23 protein-coding genes and 2 tRNA genes are annotated in these 26,811 nt (G+C 69.1%); 7 read left to right on the top strand and 18 right to left on the bottom strand.

The window, feature by feature from the left end; genetic code table 11:
* Nucleotides 1-47: 47 nt before the first annotated feature.
* From cofC to ACFYTQ_RS00535, 3 genes are all read left to right on the top strand, one after another.
* Entirely contained in the window at nucleotides 48-746 is a 699-nt protein-coding gene (cofC, locus tag ACFYTQ_RS00545) for a 2-phospho-L-lactate guanylyltransferase (RefSeq protein WP_387355824.1), read from the top strand.
* 67 nt (nucleotides 747-813) lie between these two features.
* Nucleotides 814-2,988, top strand: coding sequence for an RNA degradosome polyphosphate kinase (locus tag ACFYTQ_RS00540; protein WP_387355822.1), 2,175 nt, complete (start codon nucleotides 814-816; stop codon nucleotides 2,986-2,988).
* Nucleotides 2,985-3,938: an NUDIX domain-containing protein gene (locus ACFYTQ_RS00535; protein WP_387355821.1), complete on the top strand. Its 954-nt coding sequence runs from the start codon at nucleotides 2,985-2,987 to the stop codon at nucleotides 3,936-3,938. Before ACFYTQ_RS00540 ends, ACFYTQ_RS00535 begins: the two co-directional genes overlap by 4 nt.
* 88 nt (nucleotides 3,939-4,026) lie before the next feature.
* Here ACFYTQ_RS00535 and ACFYTQ_RS00530 read toward each other — a convergent pair whose 3' ends face one another.
* The 3 genes from ACFYTQ_RS00530 to leuC all read right to left on the bottom strand — a co-directional run bounded on the left by ACFYTQ_RS00530 (nucleotide 4,027) and on the right by leuC (nucleotide 6,881).
* The gene (locus ACFYTQ_RS00530) at nucleotides 4,027-4,665 is read right to left on the bottom strand and encodes an HU family DNA-binding protein (protein WP_387355819.1); all 639 of its coding nucleotides are present in this window, start codon (nucleotides 4,663-4,665) and stop codon (nucleotides 4,027-4,029) included.
* Between the two features lie 156 nt (nucleotides 4,666-4,821).
* Nucleotides 4,822-5,430 carry a 3-isopropylmalate dehydratase small subunit gene (gene leuD, locus ACFYTQ_RS00525; protein WP_387355817.1) on the bottom strand — a complete coding sequence of 203 codons (609 nt, stop codon included), beginning with the start codon at nucleotides 5,428-5,430 and terminating at the stop codon, nucleotides 4,822-4,824.
* Between the two features lie 26 nt (nucleotides 5,431-5,456).
* Nucleotides 5,457-6,881 carry a 3-isopropylmalate dehydratase large subunit gene (gene leuC, locus ACFYTQ_RS00520; RefSeq protein ID WP_387355815.1) on the bottom strand — a complete coding sequence of 475 codons (1,425 nt, stop codon included), beginning with the start codon at nucleotides 6,879-6,881 and terminating at the stop codon, nucleotides 5,457-5,459.
* Nucleotides 6,882-7,119: 238 nt separating this feature from the next.
* Here leuC and ACFYTQ_RS00515 point away from each other — a divergent pair, with 238 nt between their 5' ends.
* Together ACFYTQ_RS00515 and ACFYTQ_RS00510 are read left to right on the top strand one after the other, a co-directional pair.
* A complete protein-coding gene (locus ACFYTQ_RS00515; protein ID WP_387355813.1) occupies nucleotides 7,120-7,821 on the top strand; it encodes an IclR family transcriptional regulator in 702 nt (233 codons plus the stop codon).
* Nucleotides 7,822-7,870: 49 nt separating this feature from the next.
* Nucleotides 7,871-8,371 carry a pyridoxamine 5'-phosphate oxidase family protein gene (locus ACFYTQ_RS00510; RefSeq protein WP_387355811.1) on the top strand — a complete coding sequence of 167 codons (501 nt, stop codon included), beginning with the start codon at nucleotides 7,871-7,873 and terminating at the stop codon, nucleotides 8,369-8,371.
* Between the two features lie 163 nt (nucleotides 8,372-8,534).
* On the opposite strand, the gene ACFYTQ_RS00505 is transcribed toward ACFYTQ_RS00510, so the two are convergent.
* The 4 genes from ACFYTQ_RS00505 to ACFYTQ_RS00490 form a co-directional block, all read right to left on the bottom strand.
* A tRNA-Glu gene (locus tag ACFYTQ_RS00505) sits at nucleotides 8,535-8,607 on the bottom strand.
* Nucleotides 8,608-8,693: 86 nt separating this feature from the next.
* A tRNA-Gln gene (locus ACFYTQ_RS00500) sits at nucleotides 8,694-8,765 on the bottom strand.
* 130 nt (nucleotides 8,766-8,895) lie between these two features.
* Nucleotides 8,896-10,362, bottom strand: coding sequence for a glutamate--tRNA ligase (gene gltX, locus ACFYTQ_RS00495; RefSeq protein WP_387355809.1), 1,467 nt, complete (start codon nucleotides 10,360-10,362; stop codon nucleotides 8,896-8,898).
* Between the two features lie 14 nt (nucleotides 10,363-10,376).
* Nucleotides 10,377-11,150 (bottom strand): fumarylacetoacetate hydrolase family protein, encoded by a 774-nt coding sequence (locus ACFYTQ_RS00490; RefSeq protein ID WP_387355807.1) that lies wholly within the window; start codon nucleotides 11,148-11,150, stop codon nucleotides 10,377-10,379.
* A 110-nt stretch (nucleotides 11,151-11,260) separates the two neighbouring features.
* Between ACFYTQ_RS00490 and ACFYTQ_RS00485 the strand changes: the two genes are divergently transcribed.
* The gene (locus tag ACFYTQ_RS00485; protein WP_387355805.1) at nucleotides 11,261-12,487 is read left to right on the top strand and encodes an MFS transporter; all 1,227 of its coding nucleotides are present in this window, start codon (nucleotides 11,261-11,263) and stop codon (nucleotides 12,485-12,487) included.
* 201 nt (nucleotides 12,488-12,688) lie between these two features.
* Here ACFYTQ_RS00485 and ACFYTQ_RS00480 read toward each other — a convergent pair whose 3' ends face one another.
* Together ACFYTQ_RS00480 and serA are read right to left on the bottom strand one after the other, a co-directional pair.
* The gene (locus tag ACFYTQ_RS00480) at nucleotides 12,689-13,696 is read right to left on the bottom strand and encodes a 3-isopropylmalate dehydrogenase (protein ID WP_387355803.1); all 1,008 of its coding nucleotides are present in this window, start codon (nucleotides 13,694-13,696) and stop codon (nucleotides 12,689-12,691) included.
* Between the two features lie 369 nt (nucleotides 13,697-14,065).
* A complete protein-coding gene (gene serA / locus ACFYTQ_RS00475) occupies nucleotides 14,066-15,664 on the bottom strand; it encodes a phosphoglycerate dehydrogenase (protein WP_387355801.1) in 1,599 nt (532 codons plus the stop codon).
* Between the two features lie 463 nt (nucleotides 15,665-16,127).
* Between serA and ACFYTQ_RS00470 the strand changes: the two genes are divergently transcribed.
* A complete protein-coding gene (locus ACFYTQ_RS00470; RefSeq protein WP_387355799.1) occupies nucleotides 16,128-17,192 on the top strand; it encodes an alkaline phosphatase family protein in 1,065 nt (354 codons plus the stop codon).
* Nucleotides 17,193-17,699: 507 nt separating this feature from the next.
* Here the strand turns inward: ACFYTQ_RS00470 and ACFYTQ_RS00465 are convergent.
* From ACFYTQ_RS00465 to ACFYTQ_RS00425, 9 genes are all read right to left on the bottom strand, one after another.
* On the bottom strand, nucleotides 17,700-17,909 hold the full coding sequence (locus ACFYTQ_RS00465; protein ID WP_387355798.1) for a cold-shock protein: 210 nt from the start codon (nucleotides 17,907-17,909) through the stop codon (nucleotides 17,700-17,702).
* A gap of 11 nt (nucleotides 17,910-17,920) precedes the next feature.
* Complete coding sequence (locus ACFYTQ_RS00460) at nucleotides 17,921-18,439, bottom strand: winged helix-turn-helix transcriptional regulator (RefSeq protein ID WP_387355796.1); 519 nt, start codon at nucleotides 18,437-18,439, stop codon at nucleotides 17,921-17,923.
* 97 nt (nucleotides 18,440-18,536) lie between these two features.
* Nucleotides 18,537-20,378 (bottom strand): 3D-(3,5/4)-trihydroxycyclohexane-1,2-dione acylhydrolase (decyclizing), encoded by a 1,842-nt coding sequence (iolD, locus tag ACFYTQ_RS00455; RefSeq protein WP_387355794.1) that lies wholly within the window; start codon nucleotides 20,376-20,378, stop codon nucleotides 18,537-18,539.
* 16 nt (nucleotides 20,379-20,394) lie between these two features.
* On the bottom strand, nucleotides 20,395-21,288 hold the full coding sequence (gene iolB / locus ACFYTQ_RS00450; RefSeq protein ID WP_387355792.1) for a 5-deoxy-glucuronate isomerase: 894 nt from the start codon (nucleotides 21,286-21,288) through the stop codon (nucleotides 20,395-20,397).
* 166 nt (nucleotides 21,289-21,454) lie between these two features.
* A complete protein-coding gene (locus tag ACFYTQ_RS00445; RefSeq protein WP_387355790.1) occupies nucleotides 21,455-22,348 on the bottom strand; it encodes an aldolase in 894 nt (297 codons plus the stop codon).
* Between the two features lie 415 nt (nucleotides 22,349-22,763).
* Complete coding sequence (gene iolC / locus ACFYTQ_RS00440) at nucleotides 22,764-23,741, bottom strand: 5-dehydro-2-deoxygluconokinase (RefSeq protein ID WP_387355788.1); 978 nt, start codon at nucleotides 23,739-23,741, stop codon at nucleotides 22,764-22,766.
* 133 nt (nucleotides 23,742-23,874) lie between these two features.
* Nucleotides 23,875-24,657 carry an ATP-binding cassette domain-containing protein gene (locus ACFYTQ_RS00435; protein ID WP_387355786.1) on the bottom strand — a complete coding sequence of 261 codons (783 nt, stop codon included), beginning with the start codon at nucleotides 24,655-24,657 and terminating at the stop codon, nucleotides 23,875-23,877.
* The gene (locus ACFYTQ_RS00430; RefSeq protein ID WP_387356946.1) at nucleotides 24,654-25,634 is read right to left on the bottom strand and encodes an ABC transporter permease; all 981 of its coding nucleotides are present in this window, start codon (nucleotides 25,632-25,634) and stop codon (nucleotides 24,654-24,656) included. The genes ACFYTQ_RS00435 and ACFYTQ_RS00430 overlap by 4 nt, the downstream gene beginning before the upstream one ends.
* 28 nt (nucleotides 25,635-25,662) lie before the next feature.
* Nucleotides 25,663-26,622: a sugar ABC transporter substrate-binding protein gene (locus tag ACFYTQ_RS00425; protein WP_387355784.1), complete on the bottom strand. Its 960-nt coding sequence runs from the start codon at nucleotides 26,620-26,622 to the stop codon at nucleotides 25,663-25,665.
* Nucleotides 26,623-26,811: the final 189 nt, after the last annotated feature.

The raw sequence follows: 26,811 nt of genomic DNA, 5'->3' as shown, positions 1-26,811 counted from the left end.
ACCGGGCATGACGTCCACCACTGTGCCCGGCGTGCGACGATGGGCCCATGCGTCCGGATGCCGTCCACGCCGTGATCGCGGTGAAGAATCTCGCGCGGGCCAAGAGCCGACTCGCCGAGCGGTTGTCGCCCACCGACCGCTCGCGGCTGGTGCTGGCCATGCTGTCGGACACCGTCGGCGCGGCCACCGCCGCCGGACTGGCCTCGGTGACCGTGGTGACCCCCGACGCCGAGGTGGCCGCGGCCGTACGCGCGCTCGGGGCGCGGGTGCATCCCGATCCGGCCGCCGCCGACGACGGCCTCAACGCCGCCCTGACCGACGCGGCCGACGCCGTGCGCCGCGCGTTCGGACCCGTGGAACTGCTTGCGCTGCAAGCGGATCTGCCCGCCCTGCGCGCCGACGAACTGTGCGACATGTTGGCGACCGCGCCGCCGACGGGCCGGTCGCTGGTCGCCGACCACACCGGTCACGGCACCGCCGCGCTGCTGGTGCGCGACGAAACCGCCCCGCTGGCACCGCGTTTCGGCCCCGGCTCGGCGCGCCGCCACATCGATTCGGGCGCAAAGGATCTCGGCGGGCACTGGCCCGGATTGCGGCTGGACGTGGACACCGCCGCCGACCTCGACGACGCCGCCGCGCTCGGCGTCGGCCCGGCCACCGCGGCCGTGCTCGACGACATCGGCTGGCCGCGCCCTGTTCACACAGATCTCACGCGGAGGTGCACGGCCGGGTCACATGTGTGCTAGATGATCGCCGGATGGGCGACCAGGTGTCGATCGGCGGTGTCACGCGAGGCATCGCCCGAGGTAAGGAATGATCGTGACCGTGAGCGATACCGACCTAACGCAGGCCCGACTACCGGCGGCGCCGCCCGCGGCCACTCCCCCGCCCGCGACCGCCGAGGCGACGAAGTTGCCCCAGGATCGCTATCTCAATCGCGAACTGAGCTGGCTCGACTTCAACGCCCGGGTGATGGCCCTGGCGGAGGACACCTCCGAGCCGTTGCTCGAGCGGGCCAAGTTCCTCGCCATCTTCGCCTCGAACCTCGACGAGTTCTACATGGTCCGGGTGGCCGGACTCAAGCGGCGCGCCGACGCTGGGCTCGCGGTCCGCTCCGCCGACGGGCTCACGCCCACGGAACAACTCGGCCTGATCGCCAAGCGCACCCAGGATCTCGCCGTGCGTCACGCCCGGGTCTTCCTCGATCAGGTGCGGCCCGCGCTCGCCGCGGAGGGCATCGCGATCTTCGGCTGGTCCGATCTCGACGACGACGAGCGCACCCGGCTGTCCAAGCACTTCCAGGATCAGGTCTTCCCGGTCCTCACCCCGCTGGCCGTCGACCCGGCCCACCCCTTCCCCTACATCAGCGGCCTGAGCCTGAATCTGGCCGTGACCGTGAAGGATCGCGAGACCGGCGGCGAGCACTTCGCGCGGGTCAAGGTGCCCGACAACGTCAATCGCTTCGTCCGGGTCACCCGTGAGGTGCAGGAGGGACAGCGCGCGCTGATCGCCTTCCTTCCCATGGAGGATCTGATCGCGGCCCATCTCGAACAGCTGTTCCCGGGCATGGACGTCGTGGAGCACCACTCGTTCCGGATCACCCGCAACGCCGATTTCGAGGTGGACGAGGACCGCGACGAGGATCTGCTCCAGGCGCTCGAACGGGAGTTGGCGCGGCGGCGGTTCGGCTCGCCGGTGCGGCTGGAAGTGTCCGACGACATGACCGAGCACATGCTCGAACTGCTGTTGCGCGAACTCGACGTCGACCCCGCCGACGTCATCCAGGTGCCGGGCCTGCTGGATCTGTCGTGCCTGTGGCAGGTGTACGGCGTGGACCGGCCCGCGCTCAAGGACGCACCCTACGTTCCGGCGACCCCGCCCGCGTTCGGCGAGAGGGAAACGCCCCGAAACGTTTTCGCCGCGCTGCGCGAGGGCGATGTGCTCGTGCACCACCCGTACGACTCGTTCTCCACCAGCGTGCAGCGGTTCATCGAGCAGGCCGCCGCCGATCCGCAGGTGCTGGCGATCAAGCAGACGCTCTACCGCACCTCCGGCGACTCCCCGATCGTCAACGCGCTCATCGACGCCGCCGAGGCCGGTAAGCAGGTGGTGGCGCTGGTGGAGATCAAGGCGCGCTTCGACGAGCAGGCCAACATCAAATGGGCGCGGCAGCTGGAACAGGCGGGCGTGCACGTGGTCTACGGTCTGATCGGGTTGAAGACGCACTGCAAGACCTGCCTGGTGGTGCGGCGCGAGGGCTCCACCATCCGCCGCTACTGCCACATCGGCACCGGCAACTACAACCCGAAGACCGCCCGGCTCTACGAGGACGTCGGATTGCTCACCGCCGCACCGGAAATCGGCGCGGACCTCACCGACCTGTTCAACTCGCTGACCGGATACTCGCGAAAGGCCCACTACCGCAACCTGTTGGTGGCCCCGAGCAGCGTGCGGTCGGGCATCGTCGAGCGGATCCGGCGCGAGATCGAACTCGCCGGGCAGGGGCTGCCCGCGCGGATCCGGTTGAAGTGCAACGCGATCGTGGACGAGCAGATCATCGACGCGCTGTACCGCGCCTCGCAGGCCGGGGTGCCGGTGGAGATCGTGGTGCGCGGCATCTGCGGGCTGCGGCCGGGTGTGGCGGGCATGAGCGACAACATCACCGTGCGCTCGATTCTCGGTCGCTTCCTGGAACATTCGCGGGTGCTGCACTTCCAGGCCCAGGACGAGTGGTGGATCGGCAGCGCGGACATGATGCACCGCAATCTGGATCGGCGCGTGGAAGTCATGGCGCAGGTGAAGGATCCGAGGCTGTGCGAGCAGCTCGAGGTCGTCTTCGACTCCGCGCTGGATCCGGGCACCCGCTGCTGGGTGCTCGAGGCCGACGGAAGTTGGCAGGCGCAACCGGATCCCGACGCCGACGGACCGGTGGAGGTGCGTGATCATCAGGAGTTCCTGATGCGGCTGCGGCGACCGGATCAGCAGTGAACCGTTCGCTGGCAGAGGATCTCAACGATGAACTGGCGTTCTCCGACCCGCGGATATCCCCGAACGTGAAGGCGTCCGGCGCGCTGCTGTGGCGCCGGGGCGCGGACGGCGGCCTCGAGATCGCCCTCGTGCACCGGCCCAAATACGACGACTGGACGCTGCCCAAAGGCAAGCTCGATCCGGGTGAGACTCCGATCGTCGCCGCCGTGCGCGAGGTCGCCGAGGAGACCGGGCTGCGCTGCCGTCTCGGGCGCTACCTCGGGTACGTGACCTATCCGATCACGGGGCACCGCAAGGTGAAACGGGTCGACTACTGGGCCGCCGCGGTGCTGGGCGGGGACTTCGAACCCAACGACGAGGTCGACGAGTTGCGCTGGCATCGCGTCGACCGGGTGATGGACGAGCTGTCGTATCCGATGGATCGGCGGATCGTGCGCAATTTCCTGCGGCTGCCCGCGGAGACGGCGACACTGCTGATCGTGCGGCACGCCAAGGCCGGTCGGCGGGATCGGTTCACCGGGCCGGACGAGGAACGGCCGCTGGAGAAGGCCGGGCGGCACCAGGCCGAGGCGCTGGTGCCGAATCTGCTCGCGTTCGGGCCGGAGGAGATCTTCTCCGCGCCGCCGCTGCGCTGCCGGCAGACGGTCGGGCCGCTGGCGGACGCGCTCGGCGTCGAGATCGCGCCGGAGCCGCTGCTGTCCGAAAGTGGTTATGCCGCAGCGCCTCAGGCGGCGCTGGACCGGGCGCGTGCGCTTGTGTCGGCCGACACCGTGCGCGTTATCTGTAGTCAGGGCAAGGTGATTCCGCACCTGCTCGACGACTGGGCCGAAATCGACGGTCTCACACTGCCTCCCGCGCGCAACCGCAAGGGCAGCGTGTGGGTGCTGTCGTTCGCCGACGGGCGGTTGGTCGCCGCCGACCATCTCGACAAGGCCCTCAAGAGCCGCTGAGGTACACAGGAAACGGCCCCGGCGGCCCTCGCACACAGAAACGGCCCCGGCTGCCCTTTTCAGGCCGGGGCCGATCTGTGCCGAGAGGTCAGCGGCGCGCGGTCCGCTTGGTGGCGGTCCGCTTGGCCGTGGTCTTCTTGGCCGTCGAGGTCTTCTTCGCCGGGGTCTTCTTGGCGGCCGTGGCCTTCTTGGTGGCGGTGGCCTTGGCCGCGGTCTTCTTGGCCGGGGCCTTCTTCGCCGCGGTGGTGGTCTTCTTCGCCGCCGCGGTCTTCTTGGCCGGGGCCTTGGTGGCCGTCTTCTTGGCCGTCGCCTTCTTGGCCGCGGTCGACGTGGTCTTCTTGGCCGCCGTCTTCTTCGCCGTGGTCTTCTTGGCGGTGGTCTTCTTGGCCGCACCCGACACCGGCGCTGCCACACCACGTTTCACGGCGGGACCGGCCGCCGCGATCTTCTGCTTGCCGGCGATGATCGCCTTGAACTGCGCACCCGGCCGGAAGGCCGGCACCGAAGTCGGCTTCACCTTCACGGTTTCGCCGGTGCGGGGGTTGCGCGCCACGCGGGCCGCGCGCTTGCGCTGTTCGAAGACACCGAATCCGGTGATGGTGACACTCTGACCCTTGTTCACCGCGCGCACGATCGTGTCGACAATCTGCTCGACTGCCGCAGTGGCCGTGCGCCTGTCAGTGCCCAACTTCTCGGTCAGAACGTCGATCAGTTCCGCCTTGTTCATTGAATCCTCCGCAGACTAATGGCCCGTCGTCGGACCGACTAGGTACCACGGTAAACCCTCAATGGGCAAGAGTCTATGTGCCACGCCAAATTTCATGTGGCGTGGCACACGTGCAGCAATCTCGATTGGTAGCTCTCAGCTAACACCCGGGACTGTTTACGTCTGCGAAATAGGGCTCGGAATGGTGGTCGGTTTCCATGCCGGCCTTGCCTTTTCGAACCGGTCGATGGCGGCTTCCTGGCGCAGTGTCAGGCCGATGTCGTCCAAGCCCTCGAGCAGCCGCCAGCGGGTGTAGTCGTCAATATCGAAGGGCAACACGGTCGTTGCGGCGGTCACCGTGCGGGCCTCGAGGTCCACGATCAATTCCAGACCGGGCTGTTCCTCGAGCAACTTCCAGAGCAATTCGACATCATGTTGTGACATTCGGGCCGCCACCAGGCCGCCCTTGCCCGCGTTGCCCCGGAAGATGTCCGCGAAGCGGGACGAGATGACCACGCGGAAGCCGTAGTCCAGCAGGGCCCAGACGGCGTGCTCGCGAGAGGATCCGGTGCCGAAATCCGGACCGGCGACCAGGACCGAACCCCGGTTGTAGGGCTCGGTGTTCAGAATGAAGCCCGGATCCGAACGCCAGGCCGCGAACAGCCCGTCCTCGAAGCCGGTTCGCGTCACCCGCTTGAGGTAGACGGCCGGGATGATCTGGTCGGTGTCGACGTTGGAGTGCCGCAGCGGGACGCCGATCCCCTTGTGCACCTTGAACGGTTCCATGAGTTCTCCTCGAAAGTCGGGGCGGGTCAGTTCAGATCCGCAGGTGAGGACAGGGTTCCGCGCACCGCGGTGGCGGCGGCGACCAGCGGCGAAACCAGATGTGTGCGGCCACCTTTGCCCTGCCGCCCCTCGAAGTTGCGGTTGGAGGTCGAAGCACAGCGCTGACCGGGGGAAAGCTGATCGGGGTTCATGCCCAGGCACATCGAGCAGCCCGCCTGCCGCCACTCGGCGCCCGCGGCGGTGAAAATCTCGCCCAGACCCTCGGATTCGGCCTGCGCGCGCACCCGCATCGAACCCGGCACGATCAGCATCCGCACGCCGTCGGCCACCTTGCGGTCCCGCAGGATCTCGGCCACGGCCCGCAGGTCCTCGATACGGCCGTTGGTGCACGAGCCCACGAACACGGCGTCGACCGGCACCTCGCGCAGCGGCGTGCCCGGCCGCAAATCCATGTAGCGCAGCGCCTTCTCGGCCGACTCGCGCGCGGTCTCGTCGCTGATGTCGGCGGGATCCGGCACGGTGTCGCCCAGCGGCGCGCCCTGTCCGGGGTTGGTACCCCAGGTGACGAACGGGGTCAGCGCGGAGGCGTCGATGTGCACCTCGGCGTCGAATTCCGCGCCCTCGTCGGTCTTCAGCGCCTCCCACGCGGCGACGGCCGCGTCCCAGTCGGCGCCCTTCGGGGCGTGCGGGCGGCCCTTCAGGAATTCGTAGGTGACCTCGTCGGGAGCGATCATGCCCGCGCGCGCCCCGGCCTCGATCGACATGTTGCACATGGTCATCCGCGCCTCCATCGACATGGACCGCACGGCCTCGCCGCGGTATTCGAGCACGTAGCCCTGGCCGCCGCCGGTGCCGATCTTCGCGATGACGGCCAGGATGACGTCCTTGCTCGTGACGCCCGGGGGCAGTTGGCCATCGATGTTGATGGCCATGGTCTTGAACGGGCGCAGCGACAGCGTCTGAGTGGCGAGCACGTGCTCGACCTCGCTGGTGCCGATGCCCATCGCGATCGCGCCGAACGCGCCGTGCGTGGACGTGTGCGAATCACCGCAGACCACGGTCATTCCCGGCTGGGTCAGGCCGAGCTGCGGGCCGACCACGTGCACGATGCCCTGCTCGATATCGCCCATGGGGTGGAGCCGTACCCCGAATTCCTCGCAATTGCGCCGCAGCGTCTCCACCTGCGTGCGCGAAACCGGGTCGGCGATCGGCTGATCGATGTCGATCGTCGGGACGTTGTGGTCCTCGGTCGCGATGGTGAGGTCCGGGCGGCGGACCGGGCGCCCGGCCGCGCGCAGCCCGTCGAACGCCTGCGGACTGGTCACCTCGTGGACGAGATGCAGGTCGATGTAGATGAGATCGGGTTCGCGAGCCTCGCCCTCCCCCGCGCCGCGGGCGACGACGTGCTGCTCCCAGACCTTCTCCGCCAGAGTGCGTGGCCGATCGGCCATCGAGTGCTCCTTCATTTCGGCCGCTCCTTCGTCGCGGCGGGGTTCGTGGCCCTGAGTCTCGCCGTTCGGCGGTCGAGACTCGCGCTTCGCGCATGCGCTTCGACCGCCGAACGGCGAGACGGCCACGAACCCATTGGGTCGGGCCTTCTTCTCGGGCCTTCGAGACTCCCGCTCGCTACCTGTGGAGATGATGCGACATGTTTTCGTATCTCAGTATGCGAGACGTTAGTATCGTTGTATGAGACAGCATAGCGGTATCGGGGTGCTCGACAAAGCCATGGCGGTGCTCTACGCGGTGGCCGAGCAGCCGTGCGGGCTGAACGAGCTGTGCACGCGGACGGGGTTGCCCCGGGCGACCGCGCATCGGCTGGCCGTGGGGCTCGAGGTGCATCGCATGCTGGCCCGGGACAACAACGGGTTGTGGCGGCCGGGTCCGGCGCTGTCGGAGCTGGCGACCTCGGCCGACGACCCGCTGCTCGACGCGGCGGCGACCATTCTGCCGCGGCTGCGGGAGATCACCGGGGAGAGTGTGCAGCTGTACCGCTTGGACGGGCACGCGCGGGTGTGTGTGGCGGCGCTGGAACCGGCGGCGGGGTTGCGGGACACGGTTCCGGTCGGGGCGCGGCTGCCGCTCACCGCGGGGTCGGCGGCGAAAGTGCTGCTGGCCTGGGCGGATCCGGAGTTGCAGCGCGGGGTGCTGATGGAGGCGGTGTTCGGGGAGCGGGCGCTGGCCGAGGTGCGGCGGCGCGGGTGGGCGCAGAGCGCGGGCGAGCGGGCGGCGGGGGTGGCGAGTGTGTCGGCGCCGGTGCGGGATTCGGGCGGGGCGGTGGTGGCCGCGGTGTCGGTGTCGGGGCCGATCGATCGGATGGGCCGTCGGCCGGGCGCGCGCTGGGCCGCCGACCTGGTCGCCGCCGCCGAGGCGCTGCACAAACGGCTCTGATCGGGCCGAGCTGTGAGCGCGGCCATACGGCGTAAATTACAGTCGACCCATGGGAGTGAATCAACGCGCGCAGATCGTGATGTCCGACGAGGAGATCGCCGGTTTCCTCGAGCGCAGCCGCATCATGACGCTCGCGACCCTGGGCAAGACGGGCCTGCCGCATCTGGCGGCCATGTGGTACGGCCTGGTCGACGGCGAGATCTGGTTCGAGACGAAGGCCAAGTCGCAGAAGGCGGTCAACCTCCGCCGGGACCCCCGCGTCACCGTCCTGGTCGAGGCGGGCGACAGCTACGACCAGCTGCGCGGTGTCTCGATCGAGGGCCGCGCCGAGATCGTCGACGACCCCGAGGCCCTGTTCCGCGTCGGCGTCAGCGTCTGGGAGCGCTACACCGCCCCCTACACCGAGGAGGCCCGCCCCTTCGTCGAGGCCATGCTCAACAAGCGCGTCGCCGTCCGCCTCATCCCCGAACGCACCCGCAGCTGGGACCACCGCAAGCTCGGCATGCCGGAGACGCCCCCGGGCGGGTCGACCTGGCCGTTGCGGGACTAGACCGCCCCCGCCTCACCCCCCTTCCCCAGCTCGACCCCCTTGTTCCCGGCTCAACCCCCCTTGTCCCCACCTCAACCCCCTTGATCCCGGCTCGACCCCCCTTGTTCCCGGCCGCAGGCCGGGACACCAAAAAGCCCCAGCTCAGTGAGCTGGGGCTTCTCTGTAGTCCCGACGGGATTTGAACCCGCGCTACCGCCTTGAGAGGGCGGCGTCCTAGGCCGCTAGACGACGGGACCAGGATCGGCGCTCCGGATCGGAGGCCCGGTCAGCTTAACCGGCCGGGACCTCGGCGACCAAATCGCCTGGAGGCTGACGCCTCCCGCTGGGGTACCAGGACTCGAACCTAGAATGGCTGAACCAGAATCAGCTGTGTTGCCAATTACACCATACCCCAATGACCTGGGCTTTCGGCCGCGCCCTCGTGGGGCGGGGACCGCTTTCCGGGCCGGGAAGAAGATTACCAAACCCGGCCCGGAAACCTGCAAATCGCCTGGTAGAACCGCTGTTTTCGGCCGTAGCGAGGCTCAGGCGGGCTGCTTCAGGGCGGCCTGCAACCGGTCCAGCGTGATCTCGCGCCCGAGCAGTTCCAGCGACTCGTACAGCGGCGGGCTGATGTGCGATCCGGTGACCGCGACCCGCACCGGCCCGAACGCCTTGCGCGGCTTGAGGCCCAGCTCGTCCACGAGGGCCGTTTTCAGCGCCTCCTCCAGCGTGGCGGCCGTCCAGTCCGCAACACCCTCCAGCGCCCGCACGGCCGCCCGCAGCACCGGCTCGGCGTCGGACCCGAGGTTCTTCTGGGCCGCGGCCGGGTCGATGGCGAAGCGCTCGGCCGGGACGAACAGGAACTTCAGCAGATCCCAGGCGTCGCCGAGCACCACGATCCGGGTTTGCACCAGCTCGGCGGCGGTCGCGAAAACCGCCTCGTCGACTTCGGCCCCGATGTGCCCGTGGTCGGTCAGGTACTCCCGCAGCCGGCGCGCGAAATCGCCCGAATCGAGCAAACGAATGTGCTCGGCGTTGAGCGCGTCGGCCTTCTTCTGATCGAACCGGGCCGGATTCGAATTCACTTTCGATATGTCGAAGGCCGCAACCATCTCCGCCATCGTGAAGACATCGCGATCCTCGGCGAGGCTCCAGCCGAGCAGCGCCAGGTAATTCAGCAAACCCTCGGGAATGAATCCCCGGTCCCGGTGGACGAACAGATTCGACTCGGGATCACGTTTGGACAACTTCTTGTTGCCCTGTCCCATCACGAAGGGAAGATGCCCGAACTCGGGGGTGAAGTCGGTGACCCCGATCCGCGCCAAAGCCTCGTACAGCGCGATCTGCCGCGGGGTCGAGGAGAGCAGATCCTCGCCGCGCAACACGTGGGTGATCTTCATCAGCGCGTCGTCGACCGGATTGACCAGCGTGTACAGCGGCTCGCCGGTGCCGCGGGTGAGCGCGAAGTCCGGCACCGACCCGGCGCGGAAGGTGGTCTCGCCGCGCACGAGGTCGGTCCAGGTGATGTCCCGGTCGGGCATTCGCAATCGGATCACCGCGCCCCGGCCCTCGGCCTTGTAGGCGGCGATCTGCTCGGGCGTCAGGTCGCGATCGAAGTTGTCGTAGCCCAGCTTCGGATCGCGTCCGGCCGCGCGATGGCGGGCCTCGACTTCGTCTGGGGTGGAGAAGGATTCGTAGGCCTCGCCCGCGGCCAGCAACCGCCGCACGACGTCGAGATGCTGTTCGCGCCGCAGCGACTGCCGGTACGGCCCGTACGGCCCGCCGACCTCCGGACCCTCGTCCCAGGTGAGTCCGAGCCAGCGCAGCGCGTCGAGCAGCGCGTGGTAGGACTCCTCGGAGTCGCGGGCGGCGTCGGTGTCCTCGATGCGAAACACGAAGGTGCCGCCGTGGTGTCGGGCGAACGCCCAGTTGAACAGCGCGGTCCGGATCAGGCCGACATGGGGCGTGCCGGTCGGTGACGGGCAGAATCGGACCCGTACGTCAGTCATGTTCCTTCTCTCGATCAACGTTTGGCGGCAACGGGATTGACCAGGGTGCCGATGCCCTCGACCGTCACGGAGACAGTTTGCCCATCCGCGACCGGTCCTACACCTTCCGGCGTGCCGGTGAGGATGACGTCGCCGGGCAGCAGGGTCATCACGGTGGTGATCCACTCGATCAACTTCGGAATGTCGTGCAGCAGAAGCGAAGTCCGGCTACGCTGGCGGACCTCGCCGTCGAGCTCGGTGCGGATCTCCAGATCGGCGGGATCGAGCTCGGTCTCGATCCACGGGCCCAGCGGGCAGAACGTGTCGTAACCCTTGCCGCGGGTCCACTGCCCGTCGTGCTGCTGCTGATCGCGCGCGGTGACGTCGTTGGCGACGGTGTAACCCAGGACGACATCGCGGGCGCGGGCGGCGGGCACGTCCTTGCAGGGGCGCCCGATCACCACCGCCAGCTCGCCCTCGTAGTCGCACCGAGACGAACTGGGCGGCAAGAGGATCGGGGCGTTCGGGCCGATGATCGAGGTGTTGGGCTTGAGGAAGATCACCGGGTCGGCGGGCGCGTCCCCGCCCATCTCCGCGGCGTGCGCGGCGTAGTTCTTGCCGACGCACACCACCTTGCTCGCGAGGATCGGCGCGAGCAGGCGCACGTCGGCCAGCGGCCAGCTGCGGCCGGTGAATGTGGGTGTACCGAACGGATGTTCGGCGATCTCGCGGACCGTGGCATCCGGTTCGGAACCCTCGATGCTGACGAAAGCGACCCCGTCGGGGCTGGCAACTCGACCTAGACGCATGTGCGGAGTCTAACGACCTGCGCGATCTCGACTCGCGCGGTGGGTGTACCGTGAGGGCGTGTCCACAATACAGGACACTGTTCCCAATATATGAGATTCAGGTGAGGTGGATGAGCGAGATCGCGAAGGCCGATCGTTCCGTCGGCACGGCACGCCGGTGGCTCATGCTCGCCCTCGGGGTGTTCGCGCAGGGTTCGAGCGCGGTCATCGTGCACGGCACGCCGTTCCTGCTGCCCGCCCTGACCGAGCGCGGAATGCCTTTGGCCACTGCGGGTCTGCTGGTGGCCATGCCGACAGTCGGACTGTGTTGCATGCTCATCGCCTGGGGGTACGCGGTCGACCGGATCGGCGAGCGCGCGGTGCTGGTCGCCGGGCCGCTGGTGATCTGCGTGGCGGGCGCGGCGGCGGCCACGGTCACCAATTACGTTGCGCTGGGGGCGTTGTTGTTCGTGGCGGGGATGGGCGCGGCCAGCACCAACGGCGCCAGCGGCCGGGTCATCGTGGGCTGGTTCCCGCCCGAACGGCGCGGGCTGGCCATGGGAATTCGGCAAACTGCACAACCGCTGGGCGTCGGCATCGGGGCGTTGACGATCCCGGTTGTGGCTGCGGCGCATGGGTTTTCCGTGGCGATCCTGGTTCCGGCGGTGATGGCCGGGCTGGCCGCGGCGGCGTGCGCGGTCGGGATCGTGGATCCGCCGCGGCCGGGCGGGGCGGGTGCGGCCAAGCCGGTCAATCCGTATCGCGGGGACGCGACCCTGTGGCGCATTCACGGGGTGTCGGTGCTGCTGGTCGTGCCGCAGGCGACGGTGTGGACCTTCGCGTTGTTGTGGCTGCATCGCGACGTCGGGTTGTCGCTGGGGGCGGCGGGTGCGCTGGTCACGGCGACGCAGCTGCTGGGGGCGGCGGGGCGGATCGGCGCGGGCGTCTGGTCGGATCGGGTGGGCAGCCGGATGCGGCCGCTGCGGACGGTGGCGGTGGCGGCCGTGGTGTCGATGGCGGGACTGGCCCTGACGGCGTGGGTGGGCTGGTGGTGGGCCGCGATCCCGATCCTGGTGATCGCCTCGGTGATCACCGTGGCGGACAACGGTTTGGCGTTCACGGCGGTGGCCGAGATAGCAGGGCCCTATTGGAGCGGAAGGGGTTTGGGGATTCAGAACACCGGCCAGAACCTCGCCTCGGCGGCGATCGCGCCCCTCTTCGGCGCGGTCATCACGGCGGCGGGCTTCCCGGCCGCCTATCTCGTCGCCGCGGTGATCGCGGTGGCCGCGGTGCCGCTGGTTCCGCTCGGCCGGTCCGGGCGGGCGGCGCCGGAACATCAAGGGGTGCTGAAGAACTGATCCGGATGGTTCGGGCAAACCGGGAGCGTGGGTTGCTGGGAGGGCCCGGAAGGTTGCTGGCACCGCAAGGGAGGCAAGCTTTTTCACAGTGAAGCGGATGCGCTTCGAAACTGACTCGGGGGCAATCCATCCCGCGCGGTACGGCGAACGGCCCCGTGTCCGAAGGAAATTCGGACACGGGGCCGTGTCGGTGCCGGAGGATCAGACGGCGGCGGCGATCCGATCGCCGATCTCGACGGTGGAGGCGGCGCCGGATCGGGAGGCGAGATCCTTGGCCACGGCGGCCTCGATGCGCGCGGCCTCGTCGGTGCGGCCGAGGTGGGTCAGCAGCAGGGCGACGGACAGGATCGCGGCGGTCGGGTCGGCCTTGGACTGTCCCGCGATATCGGGGGCGCTGCCGTGCACCGGTTCGAACATGCTCGGATTCGTGCCGGAGGCATCGATATTGCCCGAGGCGGCCAGGCCGATACCGCCGGAGACGGCCGCGGCCAGGTCGGTGATGATGTCGCCGAACAGGTTGTCGGTGACGATGACGTCGAAGCGGCCCGGGTCGTTGACCATGTGGATGGTGGCGGCGTCGATGTGCTGGTAGGCGGTCTCGACATCCGGGTACTCCGCGCCGACCTCGGTCACCGTCCGCTGCCACAGCGATCCGGCGAACGAGAGCACGTTGGTCTTGTGCACCAGCGTCAGATGCTTGCGCCGCGCGCGCGCCTTCTCGAACGCGTACCGCACGACACGCTCGATCCCGAAGCGCGTATTGGTGCTCACCTCGGTCGCCACCTCGTGCGGCGTCTCCACGCGAATCGCGCCGCCGGTCCCGGTGTACGGCCCCTCGGTCCCCTCGCGCACCACGACGAAGTCGATGTCCGGCGTCCCCGCGAGCGGACTCGTCACGCCCGGATACAACTTGGATGGCCGCAGATTCACATGATGATCGAGCGCGAACCGCGTCCGCAGCAACAACCCCCGCTCGAGCACCCCGCTCGGCACCGACGGATCCCCGATGGCCCCCAACAGAATCGCGTCGTGCTGCCGCAACTCCGGCAACACCGATTCCGGCAGTACCTCTCCCGTAGCGTGATACCGCTTCGCCCCCAGATCGTACTGGGTCCGCTCCACCCCCGGCACCACCACATCGAGCACCTTGAGCGCCTCCCCGATCACCTCGGGCCCGATCCCATCCCCCGGGATGACAGCAAGCTTCATCTCACGCTCCATTCCACAACCACCAAGGCCCGACAACAACCCGGCCACGATAACGGTTCCCCCTCCCCCACCTCCCCCCAGGTCAACCCTCCCGCGCCCCACGAGGACCACCACCCCCAGGTACGGCAGTACAGCCGCACCCTTTATTCGGATCCGCACCCCTTGCAGGGCCCTACAACGGGTGCGGATCCGAATAAAGGGTGCGGCTGGGTTGGTGCGCCTGGGGTGGTGCACCTGGGTTGGTAGACCTGGGGTGGGTCGTTCCCGACGGAGCTTCCTCTGGATCCGCTCAGCGGGGCGGTACCCCACGTTCCCTGTTGTTCCGGCCCCGATGCCGGAACAACAGGGACGAGCGAGATCGCTACGCGCTCAGCTCAAGTCGACGACGGCGACCCTGGCGGCGCCGACGGCTTCGGCGATGGACTGCTGGACATCGGCCGGGACCTCCTTGGCGACGCGGAGGATGACCGTGGCGCCCTCCTGGTCGACGTCCTGGCTGAGCTGGGCGGCCTGGATGTCGATGTCGGCCTCGCCGAGGATGGTGCCGATCTTGCCGAGGGCGCCGGGGCGGTCGTCGTAGTTGAGGACGGCGAGGTTGAGGCCCTCGGCGCGCATGTCGTAGTTGCGGCCGTTGATGTTGACGATCTTCTGGACCTGCTCGGGCTCGGTGAGCGCGCCCGAGACATTGAGGGTGCGACCGTCGCCGAAGACGGCGCGCAGGTCGACCAGGCTGCGGTGCGAGGGGCTCTCCGACACGGTGGTGACGGTGGCCTCGATGCCGCGCTCCTTGGCCAGCGCGGGGGCGTTGACGAAGGTGACCGACTCCTCGATCAGGGCCGAGAAGATGCCGCGCAGGGCCGAAAGTTCCAGCACCGCAACGTCTTCCGACGACAGCTCGCCGCGCACCTGCACCTCGAGGCTGACCGGCAGCTCGCTGGCGAGCGCGCCCAGCAGCGCGCCCTGCTTGCGCACGATCTCGAGCCAGGGCGCGACCTCCTCGCCCACCGCGCCGCCGGTCACGTTCACCGCGCCGGGCACGAATTCGCCTGCGAGCGCGAGCAATACGGACTTGGCGACATCGGTGCCCGCGCGATCCTGCGCCTCGGCGGTGGAGGCGCCCAGATGCGGGGTCACCACGACCTGCGGCAGCTCGAACAGCGGGCTGTCGGTGCACGGCTCGGTCTCGAACACGTCGATGCCCGCGGCCCGCACGTGCCCGGACTTGATGGCCTCGGCCAGCGCGGCCTCGTCGATCAGCCCGCCGCGCGCGGCGTTGACGATGATGACGCCCTTCTTGGTGAGCGCCAGCTTCTCCTTGCTGAGCAGGCCCTTGGTCTCCGGCGTCTTGGGCAGGTGGACCGAGATGAAGTCGGCGCGCGCGAGCAGTTCGTCCAACGTCAGCAGTTCGATGCCCAGCTGCGCGGCGCGCGCGGGCGAGACGTAGGGGTCGTAGGCGACGATCTTGGTCTCGAACGCCGCCAGCCGCGCCGCGAACAGCTGACCGATCCGGCCGAGCCCGACGACGCCGACGGTCTTGCCGAAGATTTCGACACCGTTGAATTTGCCGCGCTGCCAGGTGTGTTCGCGCAGCGTGGCGTCGGCGGCCGGGATCTGCCGCGCGGCCGCCAGCAGCAGCGTGACCGCGTGCTCGGCGGCGGTGTGGATATTGGAGGTCGGCGCGTTGACGACCATGACGCCGCGCTCGGTGGCCGCGGGCACGTCGACGTTGTCGAGGCCGACACCGGCGCGGGCGACGATCTTGAGGTTCTTACCGGCCTGGAGCACCTCGGCGTCCACGGTCGTGGCCGAACGCACCAGCAGCGCGTCCGCCTCGGGCACGGCGGCCAGCAGCTCGGGTCGATTCGGGCCGTCGACCCAGCGAACCTCGACACCGTCACCGAGCGCGTCGACGGTCGACTGGGCGAGCTTGTCGGCGATCAGAACTACAGGACGGCCATTCTGGCTCACTGTGGGGCACTCCTGGGGAAGGGTTCGGAAATTACCGCCGTCAGCTTAATGGTCCACGATCCCGCCCCGCCTACCCCCTAGTAGTCGCCCGCCCTCAGTCCGTTCGACCGCTCGCACCGTTCCCGCTCGCGCACCGCACCCCCGCGCCCTCGGCCGTTCACCTACTTCCCCGGCCCGCGATCCCGAACCCGCACGGCTCCCGTTCACCGACCGCGCCCCACGCATGCCCGCCTCGATCATCCAGGCCCGCAGACCGAGAACCCTCGCTCCTCCTCGATGGCGGCGCCCGACCATCAATCGGGCAGGCACGGGACGGGCCACACCCCATACTTCATTGCGAGCCGGACACCACCGGGTGAACACCGTGAACCCCGCCCATCGCTCCCGTGCCGACCCGGCGAAACCTCGGCGAAGAAACGCGTCGTGCCTGGCCAGCGGCCTGCACACCCGTCACCGTGAGATCATGGCCCTGACCCGGCGTAGCTGTACGGTCCTGTTGGCGACCGGCCTGTTCGCGCTCGTCGCGCCCCGCGCGAATGCCGCATCGGCCACGAACAAGGTGGCCGTCATCGGTATCGATGGCTGTCTCTACAGCGAAGTGCTCGCCGCGGTCACCCCGAATCTGCGCCGCCTCGCCGCCGAGGGGACGCTCAGCCGCTACTCGATCGCCCCGCACACGACCGTCTCCTGCCCGTCGTGGTCGGCGGTGCTGACCGGCGTATGGGACACCCGCACCGGCATCTGCGACAACGACGCCACCTGCACCCCCGAGCATCTCGGGCGCTTCCCCACCGTCTTCAATCGCGTGAAAACCGCCGCGCCACAACGGAAGACGGCCTCGATCGCGACCTGGGACACCATCTCCCGCATCGCCGCCGCGGGCGAACCGCACGCCGATCTGATCGTCACCGCGGGCGCCAACGCCTTCGGCACCTACGGGTGCGAGGCCGAGATCGACACCGGCACCGCCGCGGCCACGGTCGCGGCGATCGCCGACGGCGCCGATCTCGTCTTCACCCACTTCGATCAGGTCGACATCGCCGGACATCGGCTGCGCGCGAGTAATCCGCAGGCGTACCGCGACGCCATCAGCCGCGTCGACGTCCTCGTCGGCCGCATCCGCGCGGCGGTCGACCAGCGCGCCCGCACCCATCCCGAGGAACGCTGGACCATCCTGGTCACCACCGACCACGGCCACCGGCCCGAGGGCGGTCACGGCGGCCAAAGTCCTTACGAGGTGGCCAGTTTCGTGATCGCGTGGGGTCCGGACTTCCCGGCGGGCCGCACCCACAATGGCTACTCGCTGATCGACATCACCCCGACGGTCCTGGACCTGTTCGGTATCGCTCCCGTACCCGAACTCGACGGAAAGTCGTTGCGCGCCGGGGGTTCCGGCGATCCGCACGCCATCCCGCCGGACACCCCTGTGATCGGCCGCCCCCTCGATCCCGCCGCCACCCGGCTCACCGACCTGCCGTTCCCCTACGACGCGGGCTGCAAGGTCGGCTCGTCCCCGTCGGCGGGCTGATCGGCGCGCACGCCCGGTCGGGACGGGCGCGGCGGCGACGGACGCTCGGAAAGTTATTTGCAGACGCCCGCGCACAAAGCCGTAGCTCATGAGTTGCGTGGCCGCTGCCCACGAAATTCGGGGCACCGGTTTTCGCGGCAGTGATCGTACCGTGATAGGCGGCATACCGGCCGGACCGGCGCGCCTGCCACGAAATAGGCCGGGCCCGGGCACGCGAGGTGCCCGGGCCCGGCCTATAGGTCGCCTAGGCGACCGATACAGCAGCTCAGCCGCCGAAAGAACCCGTCCACAGGGTGTCCACGAGGCCGTGGAGGGCGGCGCCCAGGGTGGTGAACAGACCGTTCAGGGCGGCGCTACCGGTGTCGATGATAACGGGGATCATAAATACCTCTCCTATTGTCGAGTCCCAGTCGAACTGGCTGACAACCGCATATCGAGAAGATCAAGAAACCCGTTAACACTTATTTGCAGGGAGTGAGCTGCACAACACGAATCGGCGAAATGTGATCACTCCCGCAGAACGCGGACTTCGCGCGCCTCCGGTCCGGCCTTGACGCGCCGAACCTCGAACTCCACCCGCTGTCCCTCGGTCAGCGAGCGGAAGCCCACTCCCTCGAGTTCGGTGTAGTCGACGAACACGTCCGGCCCGCCCTCGTCCGCGACGATGAAGCCGAAGCCCTTCTTACTGTCGAACCACTTCACGGTGCCCCGTGCCATCTCGCTGTCCTTCACCCGTCCGAGCCATCGATCCCATCGGTCCGATCCTCGGCCAGCGCGCGCTCGTAGGCCGCGCGCAAACGCTGCGAGGGAGGTGGACCATCGCCTTGGGGACGCGCGATACCCAAATGCAGTTCGCGCAGTTCGTCCATGAACTCGTCCCACAGCGCCGGACCGCCCTCCTCGAGCAGCTCCGCGCGCACGCGCAGCCGCACGGTGGTCGGCCGATGCCGCAGACCCCAGCTGCCCAAGTGTGCCATCACCGGGACGAGTTGGATGGCCGCCTCGGTGAGCCGGTACTCCGCCTTCTGACCGGGCCGGGCGTCCGCGCGGGTCAGCAGTCCGGCGGCGACGAGCCGCTTGAGCCGATCGGAGAGGATGTTGGACGCGATGCCCTCCTCCGATCCGGCCAGCAGCTCGCGAAAGTGCCGGTGATTGCCGAACATCACATCGCGCAGCACCAGCATCGTCCAGCGGTCGCCGATCACCTCGATCGCGGCGTTGATGGGACATCCCGATCTGCCCTCCACCGCGCACCTCCACTTCCGAACCGATTGCGCTCTGCAACCAGCTTACCGGTATGCCACCGTGGCCCCGGCGGTGCGGGCGGGTAGGCGGCCCCAGCGGTCAGGGGCGCAGTCGGCGGATCTGAGTGGCCTTCCCGGCGTCATGCTCCGCCCGGCCCGAAAGATGTTCGGGCACACCGACTTCCCACCATGCCCCGGCCTCGGTCCACGCCGCGGGCTGGGTGCGCACGACCACGACGGCCGGACGGGTCCGCTGCCCGGCGGCGGCGCGGGCGCGGGCGTAGGCGTGGACGAAGCCGTCCAGGTCGTCGGCGGTGAAGACGAGGCAGCCGAGGGCGTGGGCGTGCGCGGCGAAGTCGACCCGGGGCGGGCGGGTGTGGTTGGTGCGGCAGTCGGGATAGAAGTTGTTGAACGCGCCCCCGCCCTGCCCCTCCTGCAAGCGCGCGATGACGGCGTACCCGTCGTTGTCGCAGACGACGGCGACGAACGGGTGTCCGGCGAACGCCGCCGAGAACAGCTCGGAGTTGAGCATCAGATACGACCCGTCCCCCAGCAGCGTGGTGACCAGTCCGCGCCGATGCGCCATGGCCGCGCCCCACGCGCCCGCCAATTCGTAACCCATGCAGGAGAATCCGTATTCGACGTCCATCGTGGGCTCGCCGCCGACCGCGCGCCAGCCGCCGACGAGTTCGCCGGGCAGTCCGCCCGAGGCGGTCATCACGTAGTCGGACGGTTCGCTGAGATCGTTGACGGCGCCGACGATCTGGGCATAACTCGGCGGCCCGGCGCTGGGCGCGCGCAGTGTGTCGATGTAGCGATCCCAGTCGCCGCGCGCGGTCGCGGCGCGACGGCTCCACTCCGGATCCACCCGCCACCCGGCGAGGTGCGGCACCAGATCCTCCAGTGCCGCAGCGACATCCGCGACGACGGCCAGGCCGCCGTGCTTGACCGCGTCGAAGCCCGCCGCGTTGACGCTGACGAGCCGTGCGTCCGGCGCGAAGACCGTCCAGGAGGCGGTGGTGAAGTCCTGCAAGCGGGTACCGAGCGCGAACACCAGATCGGCCTGTGCCGCAAGCGAATTGGCCGACGACGAACCGGTGATGCCGAGCGGCCCCGCGTAGAGCGGCTCCTCGTGCGGCACGAGGGTGCGGCCCGCGGTGGTCTCGGCGATCGGAATGCCGTGTCGCCGAGCGAATTCCAGCGCTTGCTCCCCCGCGCCCGAATAGCGCACGCCGCCACCAAGAATCAGCAGCGGCCGCTCCGAATTCGTCACCGCGCGCGACGCCGCGGCGATCGTGTCGCGATCCGGGCGCGGCCGCCGCACGGTGTGCACGACGGGTTCGAACAGGCTCTCCGGGAAGTCGAAGGTCTCGGCCTGCACGTCCTGGGGCAGCGCCAGCGTCACCGGTCCGGCGTCGGCGGCGTCGGTGAGCACGCGCGCCACCTGCGGCAGCGTCGAGATCAGCTGTTCGGGCCGGGCGATGCGGTCGAAGTAACGGCTCACGGCGCGGAAGGCGTCGTTGGCGGTGGCGGTGGGATCGTCGAAGTGCTCCACCTGTTGCAGCACCGGATCGGGGGCGCGGCCGACGAAGGTGTCGCCCGGAAGCAGCAGCAGCGGAAGACGATTCGCGTGCGCGACGCCCGCGGCGGTCACCATGTTCAGCGCGCCGGGCCCGATCGAGGAGGTCGCCACCCCGACCTGTCGGCGATGCGTGGCCTTGGCCAGACCCACCGCGGCCAGGGCCATACCCTGTTCGGTGTGCCCGCGCCAGACCGGGAGCACGTCGCGGCGTTCCTCGAGCGCGGTGCCCAGGCCGAGGACGTTGCCGTGCCCGAAGATCGCGAACACGGCCGGGAACAGCGGCACCTCACGGCCGTCGAGGGTTTCGGAGTGCTGAGCGATGAGCCAGGCGACGAGTGCCCGCGCGGTGGTGAGTTTCATGGCTGTCGCCCCTCGTTCAGCGGGTGGTGCGCCCGCGGTGATCGGTGACCGGGCAGCGCGGATCGGTCCCGGCGCCCGTCCAGCTGTCGCGCACCCAAGCGTGCGCGGGATCGTCACAGAAGGCCATGGAGCGTTCGGGCGCGGGCCCGGCGAGGACATTGAGGTAGTACATCGGGTAGCCGGGCGCGGCGACGCAGGGTCCGTGGTAGCCGCGCGGGATGAGGAAGACGTCACCGTCGCGGACGGTCACGGTCTCGTCGAGCGACCCGTCCGCGGTGTAGGTGCGATGCACGCCGAATCCCTTGCGGGACGGTGTGATCGCGTCGCTCCCGGCGATGCGGAAGTAGTAGATCTCCTCGTTGACGACCTCGCACTCCCCGGCCCGATCGTGCTTGTGCGGCGGATAGGACGACCAGTTGCCGTCCGGGGTGATCAGTTCGCAGGCGTTGAGCTTGTCCGCGTGCTCCCACACCCCGGGCACGCCGAAATTGGTGACCTGCCGGGTGGCGTTCCCCGCGCCCCGCACCTCCACCGGAACCTGTTCTGCCGGACCGTATTTCGGCGCGAGGTGCCGGGTACAGCGCGCCATGGGCAGGGCGATCTCGGCGTCCACGGGTGCGAGCAGCTCCACCTCGGCATCGCGCGGGACGTAGGCGAAGTCCGTGACCCGGGTGAAAACCGTTGCACGGCCGCTCAATTCGAACCGCTCGCCGTCGACGCGCACGACACACGAGCCCGACAGCGGCAGTATGAACGCCTCGTACTCCCCGGTCTGCACGACGCGCGGCCGCCCGGCCCGCAACCGCAGCACGCGCAACCCGGTGTAGGTCCAGCCCGCCGCGGCGGCGGTGAGCAGGACCGGATCATCCGCGTCGCGCAGAGTGCCGTCGGGGCGATGGAGGCCGCTCATCGTCCGGCCTCCCGTAACTTTGTCGCGAGGGTGCGGGGGTGTGACGTCGCTCGGTTTTCCTTTTCGCACCTCGTCCTTGCGGTAGGCGGGGACGGAGGCATCGAGCGAGGCGGGTTCGTCAGTTTCAGCGGCGCGATGAGCGGGGATGTCGGAGGGGGCAGTGCGGTCATCGTGCCTCCCGTACTACGCGGGCCGCGGCGGCGACGGCACCGGCGACGTCGCCGTTTCTCGGATACAGGAGGCTGCGGCCGACGACCAGGCCGCGGGTGACGTCGTGGCGGAGGGCGCTGCCCCAGGAGGTGAGGTCGGCGTGGACGTCGCCGGAGGGTGCTCCGCCGAGGACGACGACCGGGAGGGTGGTGGCATCCAGGACCGAGATGTCCTCTGGCGCGGGGATTTTCAGCCAGGTGTGGGCGGAGGTGATGCCGAGGCCGGAGGCGATGGTGATGGCCCGTTGCAGGGAGGCGGAGTCCTTGCGCATGACCAGCGCGCCCGATGAATCTCGGTGGTAGGGCAGGGGTTCCACCATGGCGGTCAGGCCGTGTATCGCCAGATCCGAGACGGCGCGGGCGCACGCGTGCAGCGTCGGAATGGTGCCCGGATCCGAATCCACCAGGCGCAGCAGCATTTTCCCGCCGTCGAGCCGGAACTTCACCAGCGATTCGGCGTCGTACCCGGTGAAGCGGTCGTCGATCTCCCAGTCCGCCCCGGCCAGCCCGCCCCGATTCATCGACCCGATCACGACCTTGTCGTGCAACGCGTCGAGCAGCAGCAACTCCTCGACGATATCCGGCGACCCGAGCACCCCGTCCACCGCCGGATTGTCCAGCGCGATCAGCAAGCGCTCCAACAACATTCGCCGATCCGCCATCGCCGTGCGATCCGCGCCCACCCCCAACGCCCCGCGCGCCGGATGGTCGGCGGCCACCAGGAACAGCGTCCCGCGCGGGGAGAGCAGACTGGTTCGCCGCCGCCGGTCGGCGTACGCCCGCTGCACGGCTGCCGGGTCCGCCGCCCGCCTATGCAGCAGAGCGTGCCAGCGCTCATCGGTCAGATGCACAGTCGGCCTCCGCTGCCTTTGCGTTCTGTCCACCGCAGAAGCGTTCCGAGGCCACCCGTGCGGATGATCGCTGCGATTGCTGGGTACGGAAACACTGCGGGACTCTTCGCTCCGACGGCGGTCGATACGGCCGAGTACGAAGGCGCTTTGGAACTCTCCGTACGGACTGTCACCGGGACCGCTGCGCACGGGAACACCGCGGAGCCATGCGCACGGACTGTCGCTGGTACTGCTGCCTGCGGGAACAGTACGGAACCCTCCGCACGGACTGTCGCCGGTACTGCTGCGTGCGGGAGCACTGCGGAACCGTCGGCACGGATGGCCGCCGGTAATGCTGCGTACGGAAACACTCCCGGATCCTCGGCGTCGACGGCCGAGTATGGAACCGGGCGGAAGGTCGCCGGGAGTGCCGAGTTCAGCCGCACAGCATCTCCTCGATCTCCGCCCCGGTGGGCATGGCGTCGGCGCAGGCCAGGCGGGCGGCGACGAGGGCGCCGGCGGCGTTGGCGTAGGCGGCGATGTGCTGTGGCTCCCAGCTGGAGAGCAGGCCGTGGATGAGCGCTCCACCGAAGGCGTCTCCCGCGCCCAACCCGCACACGACCTGTACCGGGCACGGGGGCACCGTCCAGCGTTCGGCGGCGGTGGCGATCAGGACGCCCGCCGCGCCGAGTTTGATCACGGCCGTGCCGACGCCCCGGATGAGCAGGAGGTCGGCGGCCTCGTTCGGGTCCGAGGTGCCCAGGGCGACTTCGGTTTCGGCGCGATTGCCGACGACCGTGTCGACGTGCTCGATCATCCAGGTGATCTCGCGGCGCGCCGTCTCCACATCGGGCCAGAACATCGGCCGGTAGTCCAGATCCAGGACGGTGTTGCCTAAACGGTTGCGGCGCTGGAGGATTCGGCGCTGGGTGGAGCGGGCCGGTTCGGCGCTGACGCCGGTTCCGGTGACCCACAACAGAGGGACGGAGTCCACGACATCCCAGGGCACGTCCTCCTCGGTGAGGGTCAGGTCCGGCGCGATCGGCGCGCGATAGAACAGCAGGGGCGGATCCGCGGGCGGGTTCAGCTCGCAGAACACCACCGGGGTGTGCAGATCCGGCGCGGTCCCAACATACCCGGCATCAACCCCGAACTCCCCCAACGCGTTTCGCACATAGTCCCCGAACCCATCCGCCCCCACCTTGGTCAGCACCGCACTCCGCCGCCCCAGCCGTGCCGCCGCCACCGCCACATTCGTCGCCGTCCCACCCAGCGACTTCGCGAACGTCCGCACCTCGGCCAACGGAACCCCGCTCTGCTCCGGATACAGATCCACCCCGACGCGCCCGACCGTCAACGCCTCGAGCCCGCCCACCCGCCACGGCTCATGCTCCGAAGTCCCCAGGCCGCTCATCAGACCACCCGCAGCAATTCGTGTTCCGGACCGGCCTCACTCAGTCGACCACCCGCCGCACCTCGTGCTCCAAGCCCGCCAAGCCACTCATTCGACACCCGCCGCACCTCATGCATCGGCCCCACCAGCCCACTCATTCGACCACCCGCCGCACCTCGTGTTCCAGCGCGTCGAGTTCGGCACCCCCGGCCATCTGCCGGGTCAGCTCGGGCAGGTCGATTTCGGACTTCCCGTACGAGCCCAGTACCGCACCGCGTTTCAGCAGCAGGAAGTGGTCGCCCACGGGGTAGGCGTGGTGTGGGTTGTGGGTGATCAGGACGACGCCGAGGCCGCGGTCGCGGGCCTGGACGACATAGCGCAACACGACGCCCGCCTGTTTGACTCCCAGCGCCGCGGTCGGCTCATCGAGGATGAGCACCTTCGCGCCGTAGTGGACCGCCCGCGCGATCGCGATGCATTGGCGTTGCCCGCCCGAGAGCGTGCCCACCGGCTGTTCCATATCACGCAGTTCGATTCCCATGTCCGCCAGTGCGTTTCGGGCGATCCGCTGTCCCGCGCGCCGGTCGAGCAGGCGCAGCGGTCCGACGCCGCGGGTGGGCTCGGAGCCGAGGACGAAGTTGCGCCACACGCTCATCAGCGGCACCACGGCCAGGTCCTGGTAGACCGTGGCGATCCCGCGGTCCAGCGCGTCCCGCGGCGAGGCGAATCTCGTGACCTGCCCCTCGACCCGTAGTTCGCCCGTATCGTGCTGGTGCACACCCGCCAGGATCTTGATCAGGGTGGATTTGCCCGCGCCGTTGTCGCCGAGCACGCAGGTCACCTCGCCCGCGGGGACGGTCATGGACACGTCCTCGAGCGCGACCACGCCGCCGTAACTCTTTCCGATACCGAGGGTTTCGATCAGCGGAGCCGTCATCGGCGTACCCTTTCCGCCCGCTTCTTGAAGGCGTTGTTCACCAGCACCGCCGACAGCAGCAGCACGCCGAGGAACAACATGAACCAGTCGCTGTCCCAGCGCGCGAACACGATGCCCTGCCGGGCCATGCCGAAGATCAGCGCGCCGATCGCCGCGCCGATCACCGAACCGAACCCGCCGGTCAGCAGGCATCCGCCGACCACCGCCGCGATGATGTACTGGAACTCCAGCCCCACCCCCTGATTGGCCTGCACGCTGGCGAACCGCAGGATGTCGCACGAGCCGACCACCCACCCGGCGAACGCGGTCGTCATGAACAGCAGGATCTTCGTCCGCGTCACCGGAACGCCGACCGCGCGGGCGCTGACCGCCGAACCCCCCACCGCGAAGATCCAGTTCCCGTACCGGGTCCGTACCAGAAGCACGGTCGCGACGGCGGTGACGACGATCCACCACACCACCGACGCCTGGATCCGCGCGTCACCGAGGTCGGTGGTGGACGCGAAAACCCAACCGGCGGAGGCGTATCCGGGCGCCGACCGGATCCCCGACACCTGCACGGTCCCGGTGACCAGCCGCGTCACCCCGAGGTTGAGCCCCTGGAGGGCGAGGAAGGTCCCGAGCGTGACGATGAAACTCGGCAGCCCGGTCCGCATCACCACCCAGCCGTTGAGCGCGCCGACCGCGAGCGCGAACAGCAACGACACCAGCAGCGCCAGCCACACGTTCCAGCCCGCGTGCACCGCGAGCAGCGCGGTGACCAGGGCCGTCGAGGCGGTCATCACCCCCGCCGACAGGTCGAACTCGCCGCCGATCATCAGCATCGCCACCGCGACCGCCATGATGCCCAGCGTCGACGCGTCGTCCAGCCAGGTCGCCACGCCGAGCGGGGTGAGGAATTTGTCGGTGATGATCGAGAAGAACAGGAACACCACCAGCGCGCCGAGCGCGGCCCCGATCTCGGGCCGCACGATCATCCGGTTCAGCACTCGTCCACTCCTGACCTCACCGGGTGCCCTGCGCCACGAGTTGGGCGATGGCCTCGACATTGCCCTTGTCCACGAACGCCGGGCCCGTCTGCACGGGCGCGCCGCCGCCGACGGTGTTCAGATTCGTCCGGTAGGCACGCAGCAGCACCACCGGCAGATAGCCCTGCTCGTACTGCTGCTGATCCACCGCGAACAGCAGGCTGCCCGCCCGAATCGCTTGCACCACATCGGGATTCAGGTCGAAGGTGGCGACCCCGGCCGTCGCATGCGATTCCCCGACCGCGGCCACCGCGCGGGCGGCGATCTGCGAATTGAGCGTCAGCACAGCGTCGATGGCGTGATCGGCCTCGAGCGCGCCCTTGATGCGCGACTGGGCGTCGGTGGGATTGTTGATGTCGACCTGCAAAGTGGTGGCGTTGCCGAAACCCTGGGTGGCGCCCGCGCAGCGCTCGTTCGCGCCGATATTGCCCGCCTCGTGAATCACGCAGAGCAGCTTGGACTTTCCGGCGTCCTTCAGCCGCTTGCCCGCCGCCTGCCCGGCCGAACGCTCGCTCTGACCGACGTGGGCGATCGCGCCGAACCGGGCACTGTCGGCCTCGCCGGAGTTGATGGTGACCACCGGAATGCCCGCTGCCACAGCGCGTTCCACCGAAGGCCGCAGCGCCTCCGGATTCGCCATCGAGACCACCAGGCCGCCGACGCCTTGCGCGACGGCGTTGTCGATGAGTTTGGCCTGTTCGCCGGGATCGCCCGCGGAGTTGTAGGTGACGGGGACGCCGAGGTCCTTCCCGGCCGCCTCGGCGCCGTTCTTGACGACGTTCCAGAAGGCGTCACCGGGGGTGCCGTGCGTGACGACGGCGACCGAGTTCAAGGTGCCCGCCGCGACCGGGCTGTGGGTCTGTGAGGCGGGCACGTCCGCGCCGGGGCCGCTGCACGCGGCCAGCAGCGCCGCCCCGGCCGCCAACCAGGGCAGCACGCGCCATCGGGCTTGTCGACGCGCATTGCCTCCCACTCCTGCGCGGCGGTGCCGTTTCGGCGTTCCGCGGCCCTCGGTCCAATTCCCGCCACCCGGGCCAGTTCCCTTACGCTGATGCGGTTTCCATGCCGACTTCTGCTGTTGCCCACCCGGCGACCCGCGGCCCTCGCTCCGGTCCTCGTCACCCGG

The sequence above is a fragment of the Nocardia sp. NPDC004068 genome (assembly GCF_042874315.1).
Lineage (GTDB): Bacteria > Actinomycetota > Actinomycetes > Mycobacteriales > Mycobacteriaceae > Nocardia.
The sequence above is the reverse complement of the archived record's forward strand: the minus strand, read 5'-3'. Positions and strand labels throughout refer to the sequence as shown.

Coding starts and splice junctions, on each gene's coding strand:
- cofC (WP_387355824.1), top strand. CDS start 48: ATGCGTCCGGATGCCGTCCACGCCGTGATCGCGGTGAAGAATCTCGCG.
- ACFYTQ_RS00540 (WP_387355822.1), top strand. CDS start 814: ATGATCGTGACCGTGAGCGATACCGACCTAACGCAGGCCCGACTACCG.
- ACFYTQ_RS00530 (WP_387355819.1), bottom strand. CDS start 4,665: ATGAACAAGGCGGAACTGATCGACGTTCTGACCGAGAAGTTGGGCACT.
- leuD (WP_387355817.1), bottom strand. CDS start 5,430: ATGGAACCGTTCAAGGTGCACAAGGGGATCGGCGTCCCGCTGCGGCAC.
- leuC (WP_387355815.1), bottom strand. CDS start 6,881: ATGGCCGATCGGCCACGCACTCTGGCGGAGAAGGTCTGGGAGCAGCAC.
- ACFYTQ_RS00515 (WP_387355813.1), top strand. CDS start 7,120: ATGAGACAGCATAGCGGTATCGGGGTGCTCGACAAAGCCATGGCGGTG.
- ACFYTQ_RS00510 (WP_387355811.1), top strand. CDS start 7,871: ATGGGAGTGAATCAACGCGCGCAGATCGTGATGTCCGACGAGGAGATC.
- gltX (WP_387355809.1), bottom strand. CDS start 10,362: ATGACTGACGTACGGGTCCGATTCTGCCCGTCACCGACCGGCACGCCC.
- ACFYTQ_RS00490 (WP_387355807.1), bottom strand. CDS start 11,150: ATGCGTCTAGGTCGAGTTGCCAGCCCCGACGGGGTCGCTTTCGTCAGC.
- ACFYTQ_RS00485 (WP_387355805.1), top strand. CDS start 11,261: ATGAGCGAGATCGCGAAGGCCGATCGTTCCGTCGGCACGGCACGCCGG.
- ACFYTQ_RS00480 (WP_387355803.1), bottom strand. CDS start 13,696: ATGAAGCTTGCTGTCATCCCGGGGGATGGGATCGGGCCCGAGGTGATC.
- ACFYTQ_RS00470 (WP_387355799.1), top strand. CDS start 16,128: ATGGCCCTGACCCGGCGTAGCTGTACGGTCCTGTTGGCGACCGGCCTG.
- ACFYTQ_RS00465 (WP_387355798.1), bottom strand. CDS start 17,909: ATGGCACGGGGCACCGTGAAGTGGTTCGACAGTAAGAAGGGCTTCGGC.
- iolD (WP_387355794.1), bottom strand. CDS start 20,378: ATGAAACTCACCACCGCGCGGGCACTCGTCGCCTGGCTCATCGCTCAG.
- iolB (WP_387355792.1), bottom strand. CDS start 21,288: ATGAGCGGCCTCCATCGCCCCGACGGCACTCTGCGCGACGCGGATGAT.
- iolC (WP_387355788.1), bottom strand. CDS start 23,741: ATGAGCGGCCTGGGGACTTCGGAGCATGAGCCGTGGCGGGTGGGCGGG.
- ACFYTQ_RS00435 (WP_387355786.1), bottom strand. CDS start 24,657: ATGACGGCTCCGCTGATCGAAACCCTCGGTATCGGAAAGAGTTACGGC.
- ACFYTQ_RS00430 (WP_387356946.1), bottom strand. CDS start 25,634: ATGATCGTGCGGCCCGAGATCGGGGCCGCGCTCGGCGCGCTGGTGGTG.